Source organism: Lysinibacillus sp. fkY74-1 (assembly GCF_053165895.1).
Genome location: NZ_CP170173.1, coordinates 2,632,016 through 2,653,242, shown reverse-complemented (window position 1 = coordinate 2,653,242; position 21,227 = coordinate 2,632,016). Strand labels below are relative to the sequence as shown.

Below are 21,227 nucleotides of genomic sequence, written 5' to 3'. Positions count from 1 at the left end.
GAATGGTGGTCCTTATACATGTTTAATATGTAGGAAATGTCGCCTTTTAATGTAGAAGTATCTTGGTTAAAAGTCTTTATTTTCTAATTTTATAGTTAATTCTCCTCGTTTTGTTTCATAGCTTAACCACTAAGACCCCTAGCAGCATTTCTTTTAATAAAATCTTTAAAAGTGTCTTTTGAAAGAATGCCTACACTTCAGAAAGAAGTTTCTTCAGCAGTCATTTCCCAATTTTTGTTGATAGTTACATAAGGTATCTTAACCTCATGGCTCGGTATAAATCGCCTTTTTCTAATTTTCTGAAAGTCAATATAATGTCAATAGATATTTAAGTACAAATTGTAAATTTATGATTACAAAATGAACAGTTACTACAATGTAATGAAGGTCAAACAATATGTTTAATAAACGTTGATAATGTAACTTTAGTATCGCTTTCTTATATAAGAACCGCCAAAATATGGCGTAACAAACGGCATTATGTGGCGGTGATTGTAAAGGTGTTGTAAAAACACGCCAAAAAATGACGGGAAGAACGCCAAAAAACCGGCGTTAATTTTACCTTGATATACCATTGTTGGTAATGATAGGATGTAATTGATCTAGAAACGGAATAGCAACAAAAGTTGAATATGTTACAAATACTATAGTAAAAATGTACTTTGTAACTTCTAGCGATGCTAATTGTTTAGATGAAGATTTACTAGTTAATCTAAAAATAATTCCGTTAGATTAAATTATTTTTTTCAAAGGAGTGTTTTTATGTTAGGCTGCAGTAGTTTATCAATTCACACAACTGATGAGAAAAGTTTATTCGCTCGTACAATGGATTTTACAATGGAACCAGATAGTAAAGTGATTATTGTGCCACGTAATTATGGAATTCGATTGTTAGAGAAAGATAATAAGGTAATCAAAAATCCATATGCGTTTGTCGGAATGGGAAGTACTGACATCTCATCACCAGTTCTCTATGATGGGGTGAACGAAAAAGGATTGATGGGTGCTATGCTATACTATGCAACTTTTGCGACCTATGCGGACGAACCGAAAGAAGGCTCAAGAGGCATTAATCCGGTTTACGTCGTTTCACAAGTATTAGGAAGCTGCGCAACAATCAATGATGTCGTAGAGAAATTAGCCTCATTTACATTATTAAATGAACCAAACGAAATACTTGGCTTTGCACCACCCCTTCATTATACATTTACAGACTCTACTGGTGAATCGATTGTGATTGAACCAGATAAAACAGGAATTACCATTCATCGACCAACGATTGGGGTCATGACAAATAGCCCTGGTTATGAATGGCATCAGACAAACTTAAGAGCTTACATCGGTGTCACTCCTAATCCACCAGAAGACATTACAATGGGAGAGTTTGAATTAACACCGTTTGGACAAGGGGCAGGTGGATTGGGATTACCAGGTGATTTCACACCATCTGCACGCTTTCTTCGCGTGGCTTATTGGAAGAAATATACGCAACAAGCGAAAAATGAAACAGAAGGTGTGACAAACTTGTTCCACATTCTATCTTCTGTTAATATCCCGAAAGGAGTTGTCATGACAAAAGAAGGGAAAACAGACTATACGATTTACACGGCTACTATGTGTGCACAAAGTAAAAACTATTACTTCAAGCTTTATGATAATAGCCGAATCTCAGCTGTTTCTTTAATGAATGAAGATTTGAATGGCAAAGAGCTAATTACCTTCGAGTGGGATCGTAAACAAGATATAAAACAGTTAAACCAAGCAAATGTTATGAGTTGATATCTGCACCTGTTGTATAGGTGAGCTCCATTTCTATTGTTTTCATTAAGTAGCTACAGAATTATTAATAAGTCACCAAAATAAAGACCAGGCGCTCAATTGTATATGCTCCCTATTAGGTAGACAGATGAAAAAATAAAATCTGTTTATCTAAGGGGAGTATTTTTTATGGGGCGAAGCAAACATCCATTCGAGTTAAAACTACATAACCTTCAATTGTTTGAAGAAGGTCACTATTCTATCAACGAATTGTGTGAAAAATTTTCATTAAATCATCAAACTTTTCATAGATGGAAAATGAAATTTGAGGAGGTGGACGTGAAGGATTACAAGAAGCTACTTCATGTAAGTTCTATTCAAAAGAGTTAAAATTAGCAGCTGTGGAGGACTACATTCAACGAAATTATTCACAGATGGAGGTGTTGGCGAAATACGAGATTAGCAGTACCTCCGTTTTAAAAAGCTGGGTAAAAAAGTATACTAGTCATTTGAAAGATTCAGGTAAAGGAATGAGTATTGAAGTCTGTTATTCGTAGAAAGCGCAAGCCTTATCATAAATCCCCTGTACATCATGTGGCTGAGAACGTATTAAATCGAGCATTCACGTTTAATTGTGAGTTTTGTGTTAGGTCATTCGAATAATAATTCCCTTGTTTTCAAAACAATAAAATCAGCTATTCAATCATTACAATCAGCCATTAATACATAGTGATCGAGGTTTTCAATATACATCGAAGGAATTTAAGCGAATTGTGGAAACAGCCAATATGGCACAAAGTATGTCCCGTGTTGGTCGATGTATTGATAACGGACCAACCGAATCATTTTGGGGCACACTGAAGTGTGAGACTGCTTTCCTCTTTTCCATTACATGGTGGCAATACAATAAAATTGTATCAATACTGATAGGTGTTGTCAGCAAGACATTACTATTTGCCCAAGTTGATATAAAACTAGATAAGTAGATAACACAAACAAATTTAAATACTGAAGTAATCAAAACTGTTATTTTAATAGCCTTATATAAGCTTAAATTAATGTATAAAATAGGTACGGAAGCTTCTAAGCTGTTAGTTGGTAATAAGTACATAAAGAAATTAGATATTATGTTTTTATTGTTCTTAGTTACCTGTCCGTCTATTTTTCAGTACTCCAAGTAACCCCAGCAAAAAATCTTCTGTACCCCATTTGTACCCCACATAAGAATACAATTAAAGGCATATATAAAAAGGTAGTCCAAAAGTTGATTTCTTAGAACGTTGATATCATCATAGTTCCTCAACTTACTAGCAAACAAACCTAAATCTTAAGAAATTCTTCAGGTTCTGCTAAGGAAATATTTAAGATTAATAGTATATACTTATAAAAAAAGGAAATTCACGAAACCATTTGAAGTTTTAAAACGTATTGGTAGTTGTAGAAAGAATATTGGAGTAGGTGAAGAAATGGCACATACGATTTACATAGTATTAACTAAAACAGGGACATTATTATCGAAAGCAATAGGTATGTATACTGGTAGAGAGATGAATCATGCATCAATTGCATTTGATGAGGGGCTATACGAAATGTTTAGCTTTGGACGTAGGCAATTAAACAATCCTTTAAGTGGTGGTTTTTTGCGAGAGGATGCTGAAAGAGGGCTATTTGAGTCAGCGGATTGTGTCATTTATCGTTGTAGAATTTCTCATTATCAATATTTAGAAATGGCTAAAATCGTGCGTTATATGTATTGGAATCGAGATCGTTATAAATACAACTTTATCGGGCTTTTTGGTGTGATGATGCAGAAGGAAGTAAGAAGAGAACGCGCCTATTTTTGTTCCCAGTTTGTAGCCACGCTATTAAAAGTTGGAGGTTTAAAGATTTACCAAAATCCAGCATTAATGACACCTCACTGCCTAGCTCAATTACCATACTTAGAGCAAGTATTTGCTGGGAAACTGGCAGACTATTTACATGTTGTACGTGAGCCAGTTATGATGTATGGCTAACATCTTTCGATTGATAGAACGTATATATTAAAATGCCAGAATAGTAGGTTATTCAGGCAATCTTTTTGGGTATCGAGAAGATGGCCTGATTTTTTGCGTTAGTAATATTTTCCTCGTACGGAATGAAAATAAACCTAGTTGCACGGAAGGTGAAAATGAGTCCTATTGCTGTTAATTGGCTACCATAAAATTGGTATCATAATAATTAGGTTAGTAGAGCTGATAGTGGCAGCTGCAAGGAGGATACGTAGATGAGTGAAGAGGTTACGGTAGGCTGGGATGCGATTGATGAAGCAGTATCACAGGTGTATGGGGAACAGGGGCCAAAGCATTACGGCACCATGATTCCTTATTCTTTAGGTGGACAAGAACCTTTGGATGGTATAAGTGCCTATAAAAGTGAAACACCGGTTCCACATTGGCACTTTGTCACATATGGATTCTCGGAGTTATATGAAAAAGAGCTTGAGAATAAAGACTATAGTGGCTATGGATTTGAATTGACGTTTCGCTTAGTGCGCAGTGAAGATGAAGAGGAGCCCCCAGCGTGGGCGTTGAATTTATTACAGAATATGGGGAGATATGTTTTTAATAGTGGGAATGTTTTTAGAGCAGGTGATTATTTGGATGCTAATGGTCCCATCTGTCTGGATGCTGATACACAATTAACAGCGCTAGCCTTTACGCATGATCCTGAACTTGCTGAAATGGATACGCCGAATGGCAGGGTGGAGTTTATCCAAATGGTCGGTATTACAGAGGATGAACTAGAAGCGATGCAGACATGGAAAACACTCGGTGTGCTACAGGCGGGCATCAACCACATTCCAAGCTATGTTACTGACTTAACACGCTCCTCACTTTTAGGAAACCCTGAAATTGTAGAGGCGGTTGAGCAAGGAATGATGGAAGATGGTTCAAGTACAGGTTTTTTATTTGTTGATCAACTGGCTTGGCAAGCAGGGAAAAAGGGCTGGTTTAACAAACAATCCAATGTTGTTCAATTAGGAGCGAAACAGGCGGATGTCATTGGCAAATTATTACGTGGACGGATTTTAAAGGACAGGAATCTTAGCTTAGTCGGTCAAGAGTTAACTATCGTATTTAAACCAGATAATCTAGTAGACTATCAGCAAAATGAACAGGAAATTACCATTACCTTGAATAAAGAGGCGGTTGAGGAGTTAAGTCAAAAGTTAGTACCGCTAGAAAAACAATTTGCCATATCTTCTTTAAAAGATGTCAGTTTTGAAATTATGAAAACATATATAAAAGATCAAGAAGGAGCGGTTGTGAAAACAATCGGATAAGGTAATCTCTCGCTAAATAATTTTTGGCGAGAGATTTTTCTCTAAGAAAGGGTGAAGCATATGCAGCCATCTATAGAATATTTTTTAGCGGATGTGTGGGATCAACTTACCACCGTCTATCAGCAAGAAAGTCAGCGTCTTGAAGGTATTCAACATCAAAGCCGATTACAAGCAGGTATCTTTAATTATTTAAAAGTCACATGGAAAAAAGGAAACAGTCAATATGGGACTATTTGTATAGATATCTATGAACCATTTAGCTGGAGTGATAGTGCTTATAAGGTAAATGCAGGGACATACATACAGGAAATTATAGAACATAACTATGCTGAGGATCTTTTTTCGGCTTTATGTACAAAAATGGAGCAAATGTTTCAGGCACAGCCATATGGACCCCGATTTTTTGATTACCACTTTCAAGTGATGCTTGAAAGTGAGTTTGGTGAGACTAAGTGGCGGTTTCAAAAGGAGCTTCTTAATCATCAGAAACTAGCGTTAATGAAACAAGAGTTAGCATCTTTTCTTGAAAAGAAGGTGATGGCAGCGCTTCCTGTGCGTCCAAGTGACAATGATGAGTTTTTCTTAGCACAGCATTTAGTCAATCCCCATTTTTTTCAACAAACAGCAGAGGAAATCGAACCGATTATTCGTCAGCTACAGGAAAAACATCTGGCGAATAAAGAGCGTTTAGAAAAGTGGAACTATTATTTTACAAATGCTTTTAAACAATGGGCAGAAGACCATTTTTTAAAGGGCTATTTTCAGCAAACAAGTGATTATAGCAATGAGTGGATACTTAAAAATGAAGAAATAGAACCTTATATGGAGAAGAAAAAGCTAGATTTCTTTCTTTATGTGGCGGTCAAAATCGGTTATAAAGAACCAGCTACTCGTTTAGAATACCTCCACCTTGCTAAACAGCTTGGCTCACAGCAGGCAACGGAGTATTTACAAAAAGGAAGCGGACGTTTTGAAAGTAAGCGCAAAAGTGATTTTTTTGAGGGCGCAGCAAATGATATTTTGCAAACTATAGATATACGAATAAAAAAGGAAGAAGAAGCGGCTTATCGTGAAGCACTTCATTATATCATTCATCTTTTACAGGAAGGCTTTCCAAAGGGCTATAAAATGATGTTAAATACAAAAGTGAAAAATTTTCTGCCACTAAAAAAGCTAGCCAAATCAAAGCTCCATCAGTTTTTTGCTAATTGCCTATCCTATCCTAGCCTTTTTCCTTTATTAGCAGACTATGCACAAGTGGCGATGGAGGAATATGCATGGTACCAGGATGTAGAGCCAAGTGAAAAATCAGCCATGCCTGGAACCTATGCGATTTTGGGATTAGGGCTATACAGTAAGGATTATTTTAAGCTTGTGCAAAGCTACATGACCCTCGTCGATTCTGAACATCAGTCCGTGCAGGATTCCTATGGGGAGGCTTTTATTGAAGCTCATGGCTTATCGGTTGAGTTTATTCCTGTGCTCGTGGCCATTCTTCTTGGTGCCAATGAATCAGCAAAACCGCTAAAAGGGATTGAAATGATGAAAGTAGACCTGCTAAAGGCGCTCGTTCAGGAATTAGAAAATAAAGAAAGCTATGAGCGTGAATTTGTTTTGTACCAATTATTTGGCGGTGCTAAGAAGCTTGCTCAGCATATTAAACAAGAAACCTCTGATAGGAAGGAGGAGCTTGAGAAATTACAAAAATGGATCACTTAGGAGGGAAAACCAAATGGGATGGGCGGAGGTTAGCAAATCCAACAATCTGGAGATGGTGCGAGATGCTGTGAACAAGCTTGATGTAAATGAACGCGACGCGCGAGGAAGAACACCGTTAATGCTATTTATCACAAACCGAATGACAACGGAAGGGATTGAGCTCCTGCTAGCGCAAAATATTGACTTGGAGGTACAAGATAGGCTGGGTGATACAGCACTCAAAAAAGCTGTGAAATTTAAGCAAAAGGAAGTTATTTCATTACTGCTTACCAGAGGGGTTCCTTTACAGAATCCAGAAGGAATGACAGCGACTGCCTGGTATGCTGCAAGAGCGCATAGCGAAATAGCCGATTTACTGTTGGATACACCTGGTGCCATCAGATTGACCTTGAATTCGGAAGAGCAACGACAAGTAGATACCATCCTATATGAAGAAAATCTCAATAAGATGTGTCAACACATTAGCGAAGTTTCATCGTCTATTATTTTGCATGCCATAGTCAATCGTTACAACTGGGATGATGGGCCAGAGCCGATGATAGCGGCATTCAACAATCCAGTATGTACGGTGATCACCTTTATGGAAATATTTGAGCTAATGGAGGGTGATTATTGGCTGGCGCAAACAGAAGATGAACTTGAGGGTTCACCTTGGAAGCAGCCGTGGAGAGAGATGGCGGAAAAACTAAAGGTCAAGTTAGGTCTTTAGTAGGAGGAGATTTTTGATGGATCAAAAGGCAAAGAAAATTTTAATGCAAACATATTGGCAATCTGGTAGATGGAGAGACGGGGAATACACGTATACAGAGGAAGATTTTCAGTATGCGAAAAGGATGGGGCTAATGTTTGATCGCTTAACGATTTCCCATGATGAGTGTATACAAAGACTCCGACAGCTTCATGATGAAATGATAACTAAGGATCTTGTAGTGAGGGCATTTTTGCACAGTCTCTCAACACGTAAAGTATATTTACGGAGTGCGTTATCAAGCTGGGCTCTAACTGCACAACTACCGATCCATACGTATCATGAGCGGCCGGAAGAGCTGGTATCCTATAGTGCCTGTGGCTTTTGTAACGAACATAAATTAATGTCGAATGAAGATTATATTAACGAAGATGTCAATGTCCTTAATTTTGAACGAGTGAAGTGGGGAGGTGTTCGCTTAAATTGGCTAGTGTATTGTTTGCTCGATCTAGAATGTTTAATCAAAGAACAAGAGTCATTGATAGTTTGTGAGGCAGATATAGAGATTGTCAAACAGATGCTAGAGGCTATAAAGTCCTGTAAAGATACGGATGCTGCCAGACAATTAGAAAAGCGTTGGAAGGATGTTTTTAAGTCCAACCAATATGAAAGAGATGCAGTTATGGAAATATGGGGGTATGCTGGCCTATTAGTATCGACAGATGATTATCGCAAGGAACGCGGACGGGGAACAGATTTTTTGGCTATGGCAACTTGGAGAGGACAGGACGGTTATTCAGAGGAAAAAGTGAAATTTTATTTTGGCTCTTATCTATAAAAAGAAGCTTTTTTTGCAATGATTATAGAGTGCTCAGAAGTTGATTGTTTGCCGTGGCTCTTTTTCATGACGGCTTCATTAGCTTAACAAGCACTAAAATCCTATATGAAGGGCGAGGTGCGACAGGATGGGCGCATGGGGCTATAAAGCATTGGAAAGTGATGAAGGATTAGATGTAGTTGGCATGGTACGGGATTATATAGAACATCATCAAGAATTAACGTATATTCCATTATCGAACATTGTACAGAAAATGAAAAGTAAAGGATTTTTTGGGGAGACCATAGAGGATGTTGACTTTTTCTATGATGTTAGTGCAATGGCGTTAGCAGAGTTGTATATAGATTATCTTGATAATGGGGAATTTTGTGGTCATAAAAGCATCCATTCACAAAAACAACTGATGGCAGACGAAGACTCCTTGGCATTTATTTTAAACTATTTAAAAGACATTCGGGATGAGATGCCAGATCAATACGGAGAGAGAGAAATGATAGAGCTATGGCGTGAGTCTGAGAATTGGCTTGAATGGTCATCTAATCTTGCCTATCTCATACAGAGAATCGAGCTCGATATTAGCCGTTTGCAACAAAAGGAATGATAGTAAATGCCTTTTACTTGTAATTTCTATTAAGATATAGGCTATGGAGGACAATGATGACTCTACTTTTTAGGCTCTGTCCTACACATATACATTGTTTTTTCACAACGTGCAGAGGTGCTTAGTATGAAAACACCATGAAAGGATTCGAACACGATAGTGTATGGAATCCTTTCAACAGATTAGACAAAGAAAAAGCTGAATAGGGCAAATAAGATGGAAATAATAATAATTGGGGCGATCAATTTCATATGTCGTTTCCGTTCTAAAACAACAATTGCCACATATTCACGAATCATGGCATTTGGCCAATAGTAAAAGGCTGTTTTCGATCCAATGCCCTGACTGTTTAAGCCAGCAAGTCTGGCATAAATTCCTGCACGGAACAAGTGAAAATTATTTGTTGTAAAGATACTGTTATATGTTTCGCCTTGTTTGATATCGTCCATGATTTGTTTCGAAAATAACATGTTTTGATACGTATTAACAGAACGATTTTCTTGTAGTGTATGCTCAATAGGAATGCCTTTTTCAATTGCATACCTTTGCATGGCCTCTGCCTCTGGTAAATTTTCATCAGATCCTTGACCACCAGAAAAGATGATGGTAGGAGGGGTGCTCACTGTTGCTTGTTTATGATAGAAATCGATTGCTTTTTGAATGCGGCTAGCTAACAGGGGCGGCACCTTGTCATTAATTAAGCCACTCCCCAGCACAATGATAAAATCTTGATTATACTTGGGGCGATTAAATTGGTATAGAAAATAAGCTGATAAGAAATTAGATAAATGGATAAAGAAATAAAACGTAATAAGGGATACCCCAGCAAATATCGGTTGGAGATGGCTTGAAAACAAGCTAGCAGGATAGATAATCGGTAGCAGGATAAATAATAAAATACCAAGAGCCACTAGCAAGGTTAAAGAATTAGCCAAGCGTCTACCTTCCCGTTTCATTAATACTCTAGCATTTAAAAACAGACCGAACATTAAAGCAATAATTGCAAAGGGGATGAGAAGAAATAGGGCAATTAGTGGAATAACGACAGCTATTCTTAAAATGTAAAAATCAGATGAAAAGGAAACAATAAAGCAGAATAACAGAAATGAACAGACAAACATATTAAATAGTAGTCCGTTGATCATCTTTCTCGGATCTTTCCAATAAGAAAAGAGAAAAATGAAAAATAGAATTAGTGGAATAATGCCAAAATACATAAAAATACACCTCTAATGATGTTGTGGATGGATGATATCTTTCTATTATAAGGAATTATTAGCTGAAATCAACTAACTTCCAGCAAGAGCAATAACATAGACCTTCAAATAAGGAATCGAATAGTATCGATTTCCGTTAAATATATAGAGATCAAACCATTCTTGCTCTCACACTATTTGTTCAAGCATCACGAAGATAAAATATTTCTGTTATACTATCAAACAGATAGAGGTGATGAACATGTATATTGTAGCGATAGAAGGTCTACCCTATGATTGGCTCGAGTCCTTGCAAGAACTACATGCCCATGTCTTTGATGGTGCTATACTAACTGCTGAAAAGCTAGCGATGAAAAATGGCCTTCTTTGCCTCCTGGCGGTAGAGGATGCACATGTAATCGGCTTTAAACTAGGATATCCACATCCCGATGGTGTATTTTATAGCTGGTTGGGTGGTGTTCATTTCACAAAGAGAGGTCAGGGGATTGCTGGAAAATTAATGAAAAAACAGCATGAACATATTAAAGCATTAGGCTTTGACAAGGTTCGTACATATGGCAGGAATACTCGCAAAGCTATGCTCATTGCCAATCTTAAGCATGGTTTTGATATTACTTCAACATTTGTGGATAAAAAGGGAAGACATAAAATCATTTTCGAAAAAACAATAGATTGAGGAGTTCAACATGAAAGCATATTTAGCAAATGGATTATTTTCTTTAGGAGATCGTTTAGTAAATGAACAACTAGCAGCAGCAATTCGTGAAGCAGTACCAGACATTGCCTTATATGTTCCGCAGGAGAATGATGCCATCAATGATAAATCGGCTTACGCGGATAGTTTAGCAATTGCTCAGGCAGACTTAGAGATGCTACAAAATAGTGATGTATTAATTGCCGTATTAGATGGGGTTGAGATTGATTCTGGTGTGGCTGCGGAAATTGGGGCGTTCTCCATGCTGAATCGTCCTATTATTGGTGTACTGACAGATGTTCGCCAACAAGGACGAGATAATTTGCAAAAAATAGAGGCATTGGTACGAGATGGGCTTGAGAATCAGTTTGTCTACCGTAATTTATTTGTAATTGGTTTAATTAAACGTAACGGGGTTATTACATCTTCTATTGAAGAGGCTGTGGAAGCTATACAAAAATTGTAACACGAGGAGGAATAATGATGTTATTAGCAACGTCAGATGTTGTAGCTGGAAAAGAAGTGATTGAAACATTAGGTTTAGTGAAGGGGAATTCTGTGCAGTCAAGAAACATTGGGCGTGATATGATGGCTGGACTTCGAAATATTGTGGGCGGAGAGATGAAAGAGTATGCTGAAATGTTAGTGCGCTCCCGTGAAATAGCCACACAGGCAATGGAGGAAGAGGCCAAACAATTAGGCGCAGATGCTGTTGTTGGCGTTCGTTATGCAACGTCTTCCGTGATGGATGGTACATCAGAAGTATTAGTATATGGCACAGCTGTCAGATTAAAATAATATAGTAAATGAATTAAAGTCCTTTCAGACTGTCGACAAAAGGAATTGAGAAGTTCACACTCAATTCCTTTTGTCATTTTTTTCTCTTTCATTATGTTTAAAAATGGTAATTTGATATCCAATAAAACAGACTCTTCAAGTATAACAACTCTTTGAAGCCGCCTGCCACGTCTAAGTAGCTAGTTTCTTTAAATTCATGGTAGCAAGAGAGTAAGTATCGCCTGCATGGATAATTTTTTCAGACCTCTAGGTTGTCCATCGCATACCATGCTTTTCCTTTGCATCGGCAAAGACATGCTCAATCGTTTCTTTACGCTATAAATTTGTTTGATGTCATAGGAATGGCGTAAATGTTCAGCTTCCTCCACATACAGTTCCCCAATATGGCGTTGAATGAGCTTTTTGTGATTCTTACTTTCTATACATTAGGAAAGGCTTGGACACTTCGCACCATTCAAAGGTTTCGATGTTTCTCAAAAATTTACCTATGTAGATGGGGTACTTTATGTAGAAGTTGATGGGAACGAAGGGCGGTGACTCCAGTGGGAAAAGCGGGAAAGTCGAGATCCTGGACTGAGCGAAGCGAGGGAAGCAGCTCGACCCCGCCCGCGGAAAGCGTCCGCCCGTAGTGGAAATCAACGGCTTTACTTTATTTAATCAAATGAATGAATGTCCTTTTTTCGAGTCTCCATTTTTGAATATAAAATTTTGTTTCAGTCTATGCAACAAAATGATCATTAGCAGATAAAAAAGAGGAATCGGACTTCGATTTCTCTTTTTCTTGTTATGGACAAACCATTCTATTTTATCTAACTGTTAAAGGTATCGTTTCTGTTTGGTTATCCCAGTTTATGGTGATTTCAACCTCTGTACTTTCAACTGCATTGGAGCATCCGTTAGCCATTATGAAAACACCATTTTTATCCAATGAATCTGAACCAGAAGTTTCTGTTTCATGCTGGAGTGTATAGTCAATTTGCTTAGGAAGAGGTTTATCGCCTATATACCGAATAGTACCACTTGTAGCACCACAATGTTCTTGTTTCATTTTGTCATAGGTTACCTCAAACTGTACTTCCCAGTTCTCATTTTCACCTGAAAAAGTCAAAGCCTTTGGTATACAACCAGATAAGAACAACATACAAAGGGAACTAATAAAAAGTTTAATCCTCATCTTTACCCCCTTCAAAAGGTATGGGAACTTATATCACGGATAGGAATATCCATTAGCATGGAGTGTGTCTATGTTTTTTTACTGAAAAAGCTTTTCTATGAATGACATATCGAAATCACTTGTAAGTTTGTAATCCTTCATATAGTTTTCTTCATATAAATAAACAAATAAATGTTCGGCATCATCTAAACGTAAGCCAACTTCACGGTCGCCGTTAATTGCTAATGTTATCCAATAAGCCTCTGTAAAATTAGATTTAGTAAACCATACTTTTTTTAATGGTTGCTCGTTCAGTTGCTGCATGATTTGATTCATTTCTGTTGCATCTGTTATCGTTATTGTTTTTTCATCTGAGGCACGAATAATTTCAATCGACTTAATTTCCTCTACATCAAGTCGTTCCGTAACCTCCGTTGAAAAATCCGTGTCACGTGTTAACAGCATTGTAGAGATATACAGAATAAGTAGTGGTAGTAAAATGCCTAGAACTATTTTATATCTTTTTTTCATGCTCTTCTCCTTAAATTCTAAAAATTCGCACATATGTATTCTTATCCACGCTATAATTGAGCATATACTGAAATGATAAAGGAAGGCAATAAAATGACACATAATCATGTAGAAAAAGAACTTTTTTATCCAGATGGAACGATCATGTATCAAGGTGGTGTCAAAAAGAATGATTTTGGTCACGATATTTATGACGGCAAAGGCATATTATTTGACCAAGATGGTGAACGATTATTCGAGGGTGAATTCGTCAATCATATGAAACAAGGAAATGGCAGGATGTATTTAAAAGGGCAACTTATTTATCAGGGCGAATTTATTCAAAATAAAAAACAAGGTCATGGCATTTTATATAAGAATGGTTTCATTCATTATGAAGGGCATTTTCGGAACGATTTAATGGATGGTTATGGCGTTTTATATTATAAAGAAGATCTCATTGCCCCTTATCATTCTTTGCGAGAACAATATCCTCATTTAAATCAGCCACAGTATGAGGGTGATTTTGTTCATGGCATGAAAAAGGGTAAAGGCAAACAATACTATCCAAATGGTTTTTTACAGTACGAAGGTGATTTTATTTGGCATCATATGCAGGGGGCGGGGAAGCTCTATTATTCTACGGAATCACCGACAGCTGAGGAGCTTTCTCTTGGTGTGACAACGCTCCAATATGAAGGCTACTTCTTTGAAGATATGAAGCATGGTAAAGGAAAAATCTATTCTCGACAAGGGGTCCTACAAGCTGAAGGCCAGTTTAAAGAGGATGCGATGACAGGACAAGGAGTACTTTATTATGCAAATGGACAGGCCTCTTATATAGGGGAGCTAGTGCAGGGCAAAAAGCATGGACGTGGTGACTTTTATAATGAAGAAGGAAAGCTTATTTACAGTGGCGAATTTATCGATGATGAACGGTTGCGGATTACGCCTGAAATCGAGCAAGAGATAGAGAAACTACAAATGCAGCTGGATAGCCTTGTAGGTCTGCCAAATGCCAAAAAGGAACTACATAATTTAATTAACTTTATAAAAATTCAAAGTTTGCGGGTGGACCATGGCTTAACAAGTTTTCCTATTACCTATCATCTTGTGTTTTCTGGCAATCCGGGCACAGGAAAAACAACAGTGGCACGTATTATCGGTCAAATTTATAAGTATCTAGGTGTACTATCTAGCGGTCATTTTGTGGAAACTGATCGTGCAGGACTTGTAGCAGGATATGTGGGACAGACAGCATTAAAGGTTCAAGAAGTGGTCCATAAAGCAAAAGGAGGTGTTCTTTTCATTGATGAAGCTTATTCCTTGATCAATGATAAACAAGATGCGTTTGGCAAGGAAGCCATTGATAGTTTATTAAAAGCGATGGAGGATTTACGAGATGACTTAGTGATCATCGTAGCCGGTTATACAGAGCTTATGGATGAATTTTTACAATCAAATCCAGGCTTTAAATCACGTTTTAATCATTTTGTACAGTTTGATAACTTTAGTACGCAGGAACTCTATGAGATTTTTGCTATGCTTTGTCAAACGAATGACTATCATTATGGTGAATCCTTTGCCCATCATATGAAAAGGCAGCTGAATCAAATACCAATAGAAAACATCTCTAATTTCTCGAACGGTCGTTATATTCGAAACTTATTTGAAAAACTAGTAACCATTCAGTCAAACCGGCTAATCCAACAGGCAACGATTACAAAGGAACAGCTGATGACATTTGAGGAGCATGACATCTTATTGGGCATGGCGGAAAATTTATTTGATAATACTTTTTAAAAATAATATGGTTGTGGGTCTGCTCTAGTGTGAGTCGGCTAGTCGATAATTAAATTAAAAGCCTTAGCTGGAATAAAGAGCGAAATAAGCAAAAGAAAACAACTAGTCTAATAGTTCTCAACATAGGAAGGGTATTCACCAAATGGGAGGGAAAAGAAAATGGATGTAAAGACACTTTTATTACAACAATGGACTAGCTGCTTAGATCAGGAAGACTGGTTTCCACCGCTTGAAAAAGTGCTAGAGGATATTACGCTTGAACAGGCAATCTGGAAACCGATGGACAACGAATTCCATTTGGGAAATCGTTTGTCATTTACTTTTCTATAAAAAGCGACTTCTCATGCGATATTTTGGTGAAACAGAGAATGAACCGCAGGCAGAAAATAATGACGCTACTTTCCGTTTACCAACTTTGACGTTGCAAAATTGGAAGGATACAAAAGAGGAATATTTGTATGTACATCGTGAACTTGAAAACATATTAGCAAAATCAACACAAGAGGAATTGGAGAGGGAGGTCCGTGGAGAACGAACATTAGTACTTGAACTGAAGAGTATAGCCATGCATGACGCCCATCATATTGGACAAATCGTCTGTCTAAGTAAAATGCTAGGGGGCTGGCCAGGGCAACGCGACTGTTAAAAAGGATTCTGTAGAGCATAGGAACGTCCAACTCGGATGTTCCTATATTTTATACCAGAGCAATGACAATGCCGAAAGAAAAGGGGGAAGCGAATGAAAAAGCTCATAGCCTTTATTCTAGTTTGTGCTATTTTACCACGTGTGCTCACCATCAATTTTACAGTGAATAACCATATCAATGTTCATCATAAAGGCGAGAAAAGTTGAAGAGTCATAACTAAAGTGGTAATATAAGACAAAACATACGCTATCGTATTTTACAGGAGGATGATCATGCAAGTAACGAGAGATGATTGGATAAAAGCTGGCCTACAACAATTAGCAGAAGACGGTATACATAAAGTACGTATCGAGGCACTAGCTCGATCCTTAAACATTAGTAAAGGCAGCTTTTATCATTATTTTCGTGATCATCAGCAACTATTAGAGGCCATGCTCGATTATTGGGAAACACATGCAACAAAGGCCATTATTGAAAGTATGAAGCAGGAAGGAGCTACATTAGAAGAGCTCTTGCGTATAAGTTTTCATAAAGATAAGAAAATAGAAATGGGCATCTATGCTTGGTCTAAATATGATGCCCATGTCGCTACTCGCATTGTTCAAATTGAGGAACAACGAATTGACTGTGTTGCCAAGCTTTATCAAAAAAAGGGTATGGATGGAGAACAATCAATCGATCGAGCAAGGCTTGCTTATTTAACCTATGTTGGCTGGATGACTCGATATGAAGCCAACCCTCATTTTGATTTAGAGAAAATGGTGAAGCTGCTGTTATAGCAATTGATGAGTCCCTAAGAAGGTAAATAACAAATTTCTAGGGACTATATTTATCCTCTAAACATACGATGGTGTATGTTGTTACTAGAAAGGGAGGAACGACTATGTTTATTTTATCACTAGTTTCAGTGTGTCTATTATCGTTGATAAGTATTATTCATGTATATTGGGCATTCGGCGGGGGCTGGGGGGCTGGAGCTGTTATTCCCATGAAAGAAGGCAGTCAACAAGCAGTTTTCAGTCCTAGAAGATGGGGAACTCTCAGTGTGGCGATGCTCGTTCTAACAGCGAGTGTTCTCATTCTTGTCCAAGGGGGTTATATAACTGCCATCCCTGCCTCCACCTATTCAAAAGTGGGATGTATCATCTGTGCTTTTGTTTTTAGTATACGAGCAATTGGTGATTTCAAATATGTTGGGTTTTTTAAAACCATCAAGCATTCTCAATTTGCTAAACATGATACGAAGTTATACAGTCCCTTATGTTTGTTTTTGGGCTTCGTTTATATCATGTTATTGCTTTAAAAGTATGAATCCTATAACATGATGAGAGTAAGCTATTGATAGGGGGAACCAATTAATGCAGCAATTGATTTACTTACTTCGTCATGGGGAGACTGAATATAATTCGGAGGGAAGATATCAAGGACAACTAGATTCACCTCTTACGGAGCTTGGTCGAGAGCAAGTGCAACAAAATGCTCGGATGCTGAAAGCCTTCATCGGTCATGCTCATGATTGGAAAATTATATCAAGCCCACTGGGAAGAGCCGTGGAGAGCACAGAAATACTTTGTGAAACGATTGATTACGATAAGAATAATGTGGAGTTTGATCAACGATTAACAGAAGTGGCAGTTGGGCAATGGGCTGGATTAAAAATGTCAGAGATTCAGCAAACTTGGCCTAATTTATTGTTGAACACAGATGCCTTTAATTGGTATTTCCATGCGCCAGATGGGGAAAGCTATGAACAGGTAGTAAACAGATTGTCCTCTTGGCTTAAAGAGATTCAGCAGCATCATCCAAAAGTGATTGTTGTCTCACACGGTCTAACGGGACGTATTTTACGAGGGATTTATGCAGGACTTCATAAAGAAGATGCACTTAAATTAGAGGTTTCTCAAGATGTGTTTTTTAAATTAGCTAATCAAGAAGTGACAAGAATTTGTTCTAATTTCGAAGATGATTATTAACGGATAAAAGCGTATTGGAGCTTTTTTCTTCTAAACTTAAGGAATATTCAAAATTGCCGCCTATTATAATGTGTAGGAGGCGTTTTTTATGAAAAAATCGGTCTTATTTTGCTGTATAATTATCGTGATTTTCGTTTTCTATTATACAAACAAAACACAAGAGTTTGCACAGCTGGAGCTACCATCCTTACATAGTAAAAATGCTTTGCTACTGAATGAACAGGGCGAGGTATTATTTGAAAAAAATGCGGATGCCATTATTTATCCTGCTTCATTAACTAAGATTATGACTGCTATTGTTGCGATTGAAATGACGGATGATTTACAAATGCAAACAATTGTCAAACCACAAACAATTGCCAAATATACAGCTCAAAATGCCTCTATGGCTGGCTTTCATGCAGGTGATTTTGTCACGATTGAAGATTTATTATATGGCACATTGCTTGCATCAGGAGCAGATGCATCGGGTACTCTTGCTGAAGCCATCGCTGGCAGTGAGGATGAATTCGTCACTTACATGAATAATAAAGCGCAGGAACTTGGCATGGACACTACGCATTTTGTCAATACAAGTGGCCTACATGATGAGGCACATGTATCAAGCCTACAGGATATTAGTAAGCTTCTCCGTTATGCATTAGAAAACCCTACTTTTTATCGAATATTTACTTCGAAAACATACACGACACATGTTCCTACAGCATTGCTAATATCTAATTCATTATTTACGAGAATGCCTGGCATGGATGGAACAATCTTGGGCGGAAAAACGGGATATACGCCAGAGGCAGGGTTATGTCTAGCATCTTTAATGGAAAAAGATGGGCGAAAATTTCTGTTTATTACGACAAATGCTCCAGGCTATGCTTGGACACCACCCCCGCATATCGAAGATGCTTTGACAGCCTACGATGCTCTATAATGGTTGGTTATTTATGTTAAACTATAAATGTTTGTGAGGGAATGAAAGAAATAAATAAATAACAGTTGCCAAATACCATGGAGGTAGAGGAATAGTGAACCAACACCCATTTAAAATTATCCCGTATAACCCCACATATGCGGAACAAACCGTGATGATGTGGCGAGACAGCAAGAAGCAGGCTATTGGCCAGGAAGAAAGGCATAGCATGGAAAGCCATATTTATTTTTTAAACCATATATTACTTGAAGAATTTCAAATAGATATAGCGCTAATGGATAATCAAGTCATTGGAATAATTGCTTATAATGAAAGTGAAATTAGTCAGCTATATATTCATATTGATTATCAAGGATTAGGGGTAGGCCAAACATTACTAGACAAAGTAAAAAAACAGTCGAATGGGAGATTAACACTATTTACGTTTGAAGTAAATAAAAACGCACAACGGTTTTATGAAAAGAATGGATTTACTATTATTGGAAGAGGGTATAAAAATGAAGAGAATTTACCGGATATTCAATATGAATGGATAAATAAATGAATAGGTAAAAAATTTGTTGAAAAGGAGCTTATCCATTTGTCACAAGGACTTATTCACCATATAGAAATAAATGTTTCTAATTTGCACAACACTATTCATTTTTGGGGATGGTTTTTAGAGGAATTAGGTTATCAACCTTTTCAGGAATGGGAAAGTGGTCGGAGCTGGAAAATAGACGACACCTATATTGTTTTTGTCCAAACGAAAGAAAGGTTTATGGATATCGCTTATCATCGAAGTCGTGTAGGTTTAAATCATTTAGCGTTCCATGCAAGTTCCCGTCAACAGGTGGATGATATGACAAAGAAACTAAGAGAAAGGGGTGTTACTATTCTTTATGCCAATAAGCATCCTTTTGGAGGGGGAGAAGAGCATTACGCTGTATATTTTGAGGACCCTGATAGAATAAAGGTTGAATTAGTAGCACCATAAATTTTATGCTTACAGCATGGCATACGTTGTTCGTATTGTTAAAACGCTTCTAATATTGGGAATCACTTGAAGCAAGAAATGTTGGTGCAGAAATCAACATGATGGATGCATAGTTTTATAGAAAATAGGGTAGGAGTACTGTATCCATGACTTTCTAAAAAACTTGAATTTGGAATCTAGTTGATTATAACTATTTTCTGGTATAGACGATTACTCTATAATGAAAGTTAAATCTTAGCAATTTTACAGACATGGAAAGACATCAAGGGCGGTGTAAATAATGAAAAAATTTTTACCTTATGCTTATGCTTTTTGTTTGACGTTTTTACTAGGCTTAATGATGGGGCAGCTGACAGCAAGTGCTGAAGGATCAGTAAAGATACAAAAGGTTAATAAAGATGCGGTTATTTTCGAGGAGCCATCCATAAATAGCACGCCAATCGGAGAAGTGGTGAAGGGCAGCTTCATCCAAGTAACCCAAGCAAGTAAAGGGTGGACACATATTCAAACGCCCGAACAGGCCGGCTATGTGACAACCGACGTTTTAGTTAAGGTAAAATCGGAGGGATATTTAGTCATTCAGAAGGGTGGCACTTCTTTATTTACGGAGCCAAGTCAAAATGCTCGGCATGTTGGTCAACTATACGAAGGACGTATGGTATATGTATATGGCACAGCACCGGGAGGCTGGTCTTTCGCCCAATACGGTGAAGATATAGGCTATGTAGCAACAAATGCTCTCAAGAAACCTGTACCAACAAAGAAGCAAATCTATGCTCCAAATGGTGCTGTTTTACGCTTGACGGCTAGTCCAAGTGGAGAAGTTTTAGGAACGTTGTCAAATAAGTTGACTGTACAGCATTACATAACGCTTGCGGGCTGGGCTTATGTAGAAGCGGGCGACCAAAAAGGGTATGTCAAAGCTTCTGAATTAGCCAATATCCAGCTTACTAATAATAAAGTTTATAATAAAGGTGTGCCAGCACCAAAGGGTTCAAAAAAACGTGTAGCTTTAACCTTTGATGATGGGCCAGACGCCAAAGTAACACCGCAAATATTAGCTACTTTACAAAAATACGATGCAAAGGCAACATTTTTTATGGTTGGGAGAAATGTTCCAAAAAACGCTACAATCGTCAAGCAAATCTATGACGCTGGGCATGAAATTGGCAATCATACATCAAACCATAAAAAATTAACTGCTTTATCTATCTCGGGTGTCAGACAAGAAGTAAATGGCACAAGCAATGCCATCTATGCAGCGATTGGTCAGTATCCAACTGTTTTCCGTCCACCATATGGGGCGACAAATGAACAAGTTTGTTCGGTAATGACAATTCCTTCAATCTTGTGGTCCATTGATACGCTTGATTGGAAGCATCATAATCCAGATAAAATTTTAGCGTATGTGAAAGCATCTGTAAAAGATGGCAGTATTATTTTAATGCATGATATCCATCAAACGACTGCCAATGGTTTAGATAATGTCCTTCTTTATTTACAAAAGCAAGGCTATGAGTTTGTTACTGTTAGTGAAATTTTACAATAATATACGATCTAAAATCTAAATCCGATCATTTTTCAGGATTTAGATTTTTTTGT

Annotated in this window: 24 protein-coding genes and 2 pseudogenes; 22 read left to right on the top strand and 4 right to left on the bottom strand. The window is 37.6% G+C overall.

Annotation, left to right across the window (positions count from 1 at the left end; all coding sequences use genetic code 11):
• Window positions 1–762: 762 nt before the first annotated feature.
• The 9 genes and pseudogenes from ACE1MS_RS13040 (at window position 763) to ACE1MS_RS13000 (ending at window position 8,929) form a co-directional block, all read left to right on the top strand.
• Window positions 763–1,779, top strand: coding sequence for a choloylglycine hydrolase family protein (locus ACE1MS_RS13040; RefSeq protein ID WP_012294830.1), 1,017 nt, complete (start codon window positions 763–765; stop codon window positions 1,777–1,779).
• A gap of 168 nt (window positions 1,780–1,947) precedes the next feature.
• Window positions 1,948–2,148, top strand: a complete 201-nt coding sequence (locus tag ACE1MS_RS13035) for a transposase (protein WP_447402400.1) — start codon at window positions 1,948–1,950, stop codon at window positions 2,146–2,148.
• A gap of 147 nt (window positions 2,149–2,295) precedes the next feature.
• Window positions 2,296–2,639 (top strand): annotated as a pseudogene (locus ACE1MS_RS13030) (transposase); the annotation flags it as partial.
• 585 nt (window positions 2,640–3,224) lie between these two features.
• Window positions 3,225–3,773: a hypothetical protein gene (locus ACE1MS_RS13025; RefSeq protein WP_012294828.1), complete on the top strand. Its 549-nt coding sequence runs from the start codon at window positions 3,225–3,227 to the stop codon at window positions 3,771–3,773.
• A 251-nt stretch (window positions 3,774–4,024) separates the two neighbouring features.
• Entirely contained in the window at window positions 4,025–5,083 is a 1,059-nt protein-coding gene (locus ACE1MS_RS13020; protein WP_447402399.1) for a suppressor of fused domain protein, read from the top strand.
• A 60-nt stretch (window positions 5,084–5,143) separates the two neighbouring features.
• Window positions 5,144–6,802, top strand: a complete 1,659-nt coding sequence (locus ACE1MS_RS13015) for a DUF6138 family protein (RefSeq protein WP_447402398.1) — start codon at window positions 5,144–5,146, stop codon at window positions 6,800–6,802.
• A 13-nt stretch (window positions 6,803–6,815) separates the two neighbouring features.
• Window positions 6,816–7,511, top strand: coding sequence for a DUF4274 domain-containing protein (locus ACE1MS_RS13010; RefSeq protein ID WP_447402397.1), 696 nt, complete (start codon window positions 6,816–6,818; stop codon window positions 7,509–7,511).
• A gap of 16 nt (window positions 7,512–7,527) precedes the next feature.
• Entirely contained in the window at window positions 7,528–8,328 is an 801-nt protein-coding gene (locus tag ACE1MS_RS13005; RefSeq protein WP_198696188.1) for a hypothetical protein, read from the top strand.
• Window positions 8,329–8,455: 127 nt separating this feature from the next.
• Window positions 8,456–8,929, top strand: coding sequence for a DUF4259 domain-containing protein (locus ACE1MS_RS13000; protein ID WP_012294823.1), 474 nt, complete (start codon window positions 8,456–8,458; stop codon window positions 8,927–8,929).
• A gap of 182 nt (window positions 8,930–9,111) precedes the next feature.
• Here the strand turns inward: ACE1MS_RS13000 and ACE1MS_RS12995 are convergent, their stop codons facing one another.
• A complete protein-coding gene (locus ACE1MS_RS12995) occupies window positions 9,112–10,146 on the bottom strand; it encodes a YdcF family protein (RefSeq protein WP_447402396.1) in 1,035 nt (344 codons plus the stop codon).
• Between the two features lie 241 nt (window positions 10,147–10,387).
• Between ACE1MS_RS12995 and ACE1MS_RS12990 the strand changes: the two genes are divergently transcribed.
• From ACE1MS_RS12990 to ACE1MS_RS12980, 3 genes are read left to right on the top strand one after another with little or no spacing between them, the layout of a single operon-like run.
• Complete coding sequence (locus ACE1MS_RS12990) at window positions 10,388–10,822, top strand: GNAT family N-acetyltransferase (protein ID WP_012294821.1); 435 nt, start codon at window positions 10,388–10,390, stop codon at window positions 10,820–10,822.
• Window positions 10,823–10,832: 10 nt separating this feature from the next.
• Complete coding sequence (locus ACE1MS_RS12985) at window positions 10,833–11,306, top strand: nucleoside 2-deoxyribosyltransferase (RefSeq protein WP_447402395.1); 474 nt, start codon at window positions 10,833–10,835, stop codon at window positions 11,304–11,306.
• Window positions 11,307–11,323: 17 nt separating this feature from the next.
• Window positions 11,324–11,638, top strand: a complete 315-nt coding sequence (locus ACE1MS_RS12980; protein ID WP_025117383.1) for a YbjQ family protein — start codon at window positions 11,324–11,326, stop codon at window positions 11,636–11,638.
• Window positions 11,639–11,809: 171 nt separating this feature from the next.
• Here the strand turns inward: ACE1MS_RS12980 and ACE1MS_RS12975 are convergent.
• From ACE1MS_RS12975 to ACE1MS_RS12965, 3 genes and pseudogenes are all read right to left on the bottom strand, one after another.
• Window positions 11,810–12,105: pseudogene (locus ACE1MS_RS12975) on the bottom strand (transposase); the annotation flags it as partial.
• A gap of 338 nt (window positions 12,106–12,443) precedes the next feature.
• The gene (locus tag ACE1MS_RS12970) at window positions 12,444–12,812 is read right to left on the bottom strand and encodes a hypothetical protein (protein WP_031417904.1); all 369 of its coding nucleotides are present in this window, start codon (window positions 12,810–12,812) and stop codon (window positions 12,444–12,446) included.
• A gap of 78 nt (window positions 12,813–12,890) precedes the next feature.
• Window positions 12,891–13,322 (bottom strand): hypothetical protein, encoded by a 432-nt coding sequence (locus tag ACE1MS_RS12965; RefSeq protein ID WP_031417902.1) that lies wholly within the window; start codon window positions 13,320–13,322, stop codon window positions 12,891–12,893.
• A gap of 93 nt (window positions 13,323–13,415) precedes the next feature.
• Here ACE1MS_RS12965 and ACE1MS_RS12960 point away from each other — a divergent pair, with 93 nt between their 5' ends.
• The 10 genes from ACE1MS_RS12960 (at window position 13,416) to ACE1MS_RS12915 (ending at window position 21,174) form a co-directional block, all read left to right on the top strand.
• A complete protein-coding gene (locus tag ACE1MS_RS12960) occupies window positions 13,416–15,104 on the top strand; it encodes an AAA family ATPase (RefSeq protein ID WP_422762103.1) in 1,689 nt (562 codons plus the stop codon).
• Window positions 15,105–15,263: 159 nt separating this feature from the next.
• The gene (locus ACE1MS_RS12955) at window positions 15,264–15,434 is read left to right on the top strand and encodes a hypothetical protein (RefSeq protein ID WP_447402394.1); all 171 of its coding nucleotides are present in this window, start codon (window positions 15,264–15,266) and stop codon (window positions 15,432–15,434) included.
• 13 nt (window positions 15,435–15,447) lie between these two features.
• Entirely contained in the window at window positions 15,448–15,750 is a 303-nt protein-coding gene (locus ACE1MS_RS12950; protein WP_447402393.1) for a hypothetical protein, read from the top strand.
• A 273-nt stretch (window positions 15,751–16,023) separates the two neighbouring features.
• Window positions 16,024–16,530 (top strand): TetR/AcrR family transcriptional regulator, encoded by a 507-nt coding sequence (locus ACE1MS_RS12945; RefSeq protein ID WP_036161940.1) that lies wholly within the window; start codon window positions 16,024–16,026, stop codon window positions 16,528–16,530.
• A gap of 104 nt (window positions 16,531–16,634) precedes the next feature.
• Complete coding sequence (locus ACE1MS_RS12940) at window positions 16,635–17,054, top strand: DUF3995 domain-containing protein (RefSeq protein WP_036161937.1); 420 nt, start codon at window positions 16,635–16,637, stop codon at window positions 17,052–17,054.
• Window positions 17,055–17,109: 55 nt separating this feature from the next.
• Window positions 17,110–17,724 carry a histidine phosphatase family protein gene (locus ACE1MS_RS12935; RefSeq protein WP_036163945.1) on the top strand — a complete coding sequence of 205 codons (615 nt, stop codon included), beginning with the start codon at window positions 17,110–17,112 and terminating at the stop codon, window positions 17,722–17,724.
• Between the two features lie 88 nt (window positions 17,725–17,812).
• Window positions 17,813–18,649, top strand: coding sequence for a D-alanyl-D-alanine carboxypeptidase family protein (locus ACE1MS_RS12930; RefSeq protein ID WP_036163942.1), 837 nt, complete (start codon window positions 17,813–17,815; stop codon window positions 18,647–18,649).
• Window positions 18,650–18,803: 154 nt separating this feature from the next.
• The gene (locus ACE1MS_RS12925) at window positions 18,804–19,193 is read left to right on the top strand and encodes a GNAT family N-acetyltransferase (RefSeq protein ID WP_206700975.1); all 390 of its coding nucleotides are present in this window, start codon (window positions 18,804–18,806) and stop codon (window positions 19,191–19,193) included.
• 36 nt (window positions 19,194–19,229) lie between these two features.
• Window positions 19,230–19,625 (top strand): VOC family protein, encoded by a 396-nt coding sequence (locus ACE1MS_RS12920; RefSeq protein WP_012294806.1) that lies wholly within the window; start codon window positions 19,230–19,232, stop codon window positions 19,623–19,625.
• A 280-nt stretch (window positions 19,626–19,905) separates the two neighbouring features.
• Window positions 19,906–21,174, top strand: coding sequence for a polysaccharide deacetylase family protein (locus tag ACE1MS_RS12915; RefSeq protein ID WP_447402392.1), 1,269 nt, complete (start codon window positions 19,906–19,908; stop codon window positions 21,172–21,174).
• The last annotated feature ends 53 nt before the right edge of the window (window positions 21,175–21,227 follow it).

Bases quoted from the DNA above. Each gene is read 5' to 3' on its own strand.
- ACE1MS_RS13035 (WP_447402400.1), top strand. From the start codon at position 1,948: ATGGGGCGAAGCAAACATCCATTCGAGTTAAAACTACATAACCTTCAA.
- ACE1MS_RS12940 (WP_036161937.1), top strand. From the start codon at position 16,635: ATGTTTATTTTATCACTAGTTTCAGTGTGTCTATTATCGTTGATAAGT.
- ACE1MS_RS13025 (WP_012294828.1), top strand. From the start codon at position 3,225: ATGGCACATACGATTTACATAGTATTAACTAAAACAGGGACATTATTA.
- ACE1MS_RS12955 (WP_447402394.1), top strand. From the start codon at position 15,264: ATGGATGTAAAGACACTTTTATTACAACAATGGACTAGCTGCTTAGAT.
- ACE1MS_RS12960 (WP_422762103.1), top strand. From the start codon at position 13,416: ATGACACATAATCATGTAGAAAAAGAACTTTTTTATCCAGATGGAACG.
- ACE1MS_RS13020 (WP_447402399.1), top strand. From the start codon at position 4,025: ATGAGTGAAGAGGTTACGGTAGGCTGGGATGCGATTGATGAAGCAGTA.
- ACE1MS_RS12945 (WP_036161940.1), top strand. From the start codon at position 16,024: ATGCAAGTAACGAGAGATGATTGGATAAAAGCTGGCCTACAACAATTA.
- ACE1MS_RS13015 (WP_447402398.1), top strand. From the start codon at position 5,144: ATGCAGCCATCTATAGAATATTTTTTAGCGGATGTGTGGGATCAACTT.
- ACE1MS_RS12925 (WP_206700975.1), top strand. From the start codon at position 18,804: ATGATGTGGCGAGACAGCAAGAAGCAGGCTATTGGCCAGGAAGAAAGG.
- ACE1MS_RS12995 (WP_447402396.1), bottom strand. From the start codon at position 10,146: ATGTATTTTGGCATTATTCCACTAATTCTATTTTTCATTTTTCTCTTT.
- ACE1MS_RS12970 (WP_031417904.1), bottom strand. From the start codon at position 12,812: ATGAGGATTAAACTTTTTATTAGTTCCCTTTGTATGTTGTTCTTATCT.
- ACE1MS_RS12965 (WP_031417902.1), bottom strand. From the start codon at position 13,322: ATGAAAAAAAGATATAAAATAGTTCTAGGCATTTTACTACCACTACTT.
- ACE1MS_RS12915 (WP_447402392.1), top strand. From the start codon at position 19,906: ATGAAAAAATTTTTACCTTATGCTTATGCTTTTTGTTTGACGTTTTTA.
- ACE1MS_RS13040 (WP_012294830.1), top strand. From the start codon at position 763: ATGTTAGGCTGCAGTAGTTTATCAATTCACACAACTGATGAGAAAAGT.
- ACE1MS_RS12935 (WP_036163945.1), top strand. From the start codon at position 17,110: ATGCAGCAATTGATTTACTTACTTCGTCATGGGGAGACTGAATATAAT.
- ACE1MS_RS12990 (WP_012294821.1), top strand. From the start codon at position 10,388: ATGTATATTGTAGCGATAGAAGGTCTACCCTATGATTGGCTCGAGTCC.
- ACE1MS_RS12950 (WP_447402393.1), top strand. From the start codon at position 15,448: ATGCGATATTTTGGTGAAACAGAGAATGAACCGCAGGCAGAAAATAAT.
- ACE1MS_RS12980 (WP_025117383.1), top strand. From the start codon at position 11,324: ATGTTATTAGCAACGTCAGATGTTGTAGCTGGAAAAGAAGTGATTGAA.
- ACE1MS_RS13005 (WP_198696188.1), top strand. From the start codon at position 7,528: ATGGATCAAAAGGCAAAGAAAATTTTAATGCAAACATATTGGCAATCT.
- ACE1MS_RS12985 (WP_447402395.1), top strand. From the start codon at position 10,833: ATGAAAGCATATTTAGCAAATGGATTATTTTCTTTAGGAGATCGTTTA.
- ACE1MS_RS13010 (WP_447402397.1), top strand. From the start codon at position 6,816: ATGGGATGGGCGGAGGTTAGCAAATCCAACAATCTGGAGATGGTGCGA.
- ACE1MS_RS13000 (WP_012294823.1), top strand. From the start codon at position 8,456: ATGGGCGCATGGGGCTATAAAGCATTGGAAAGTGATGAAGGATTAGAT.
- ACE1MS_RS12930 (WP_036163942.1), top strand. From the start codon at position 17,813: ATGAAAAAATCGGTCTTATTTTGCTGTATAATTATCGTGATTTTCGTT.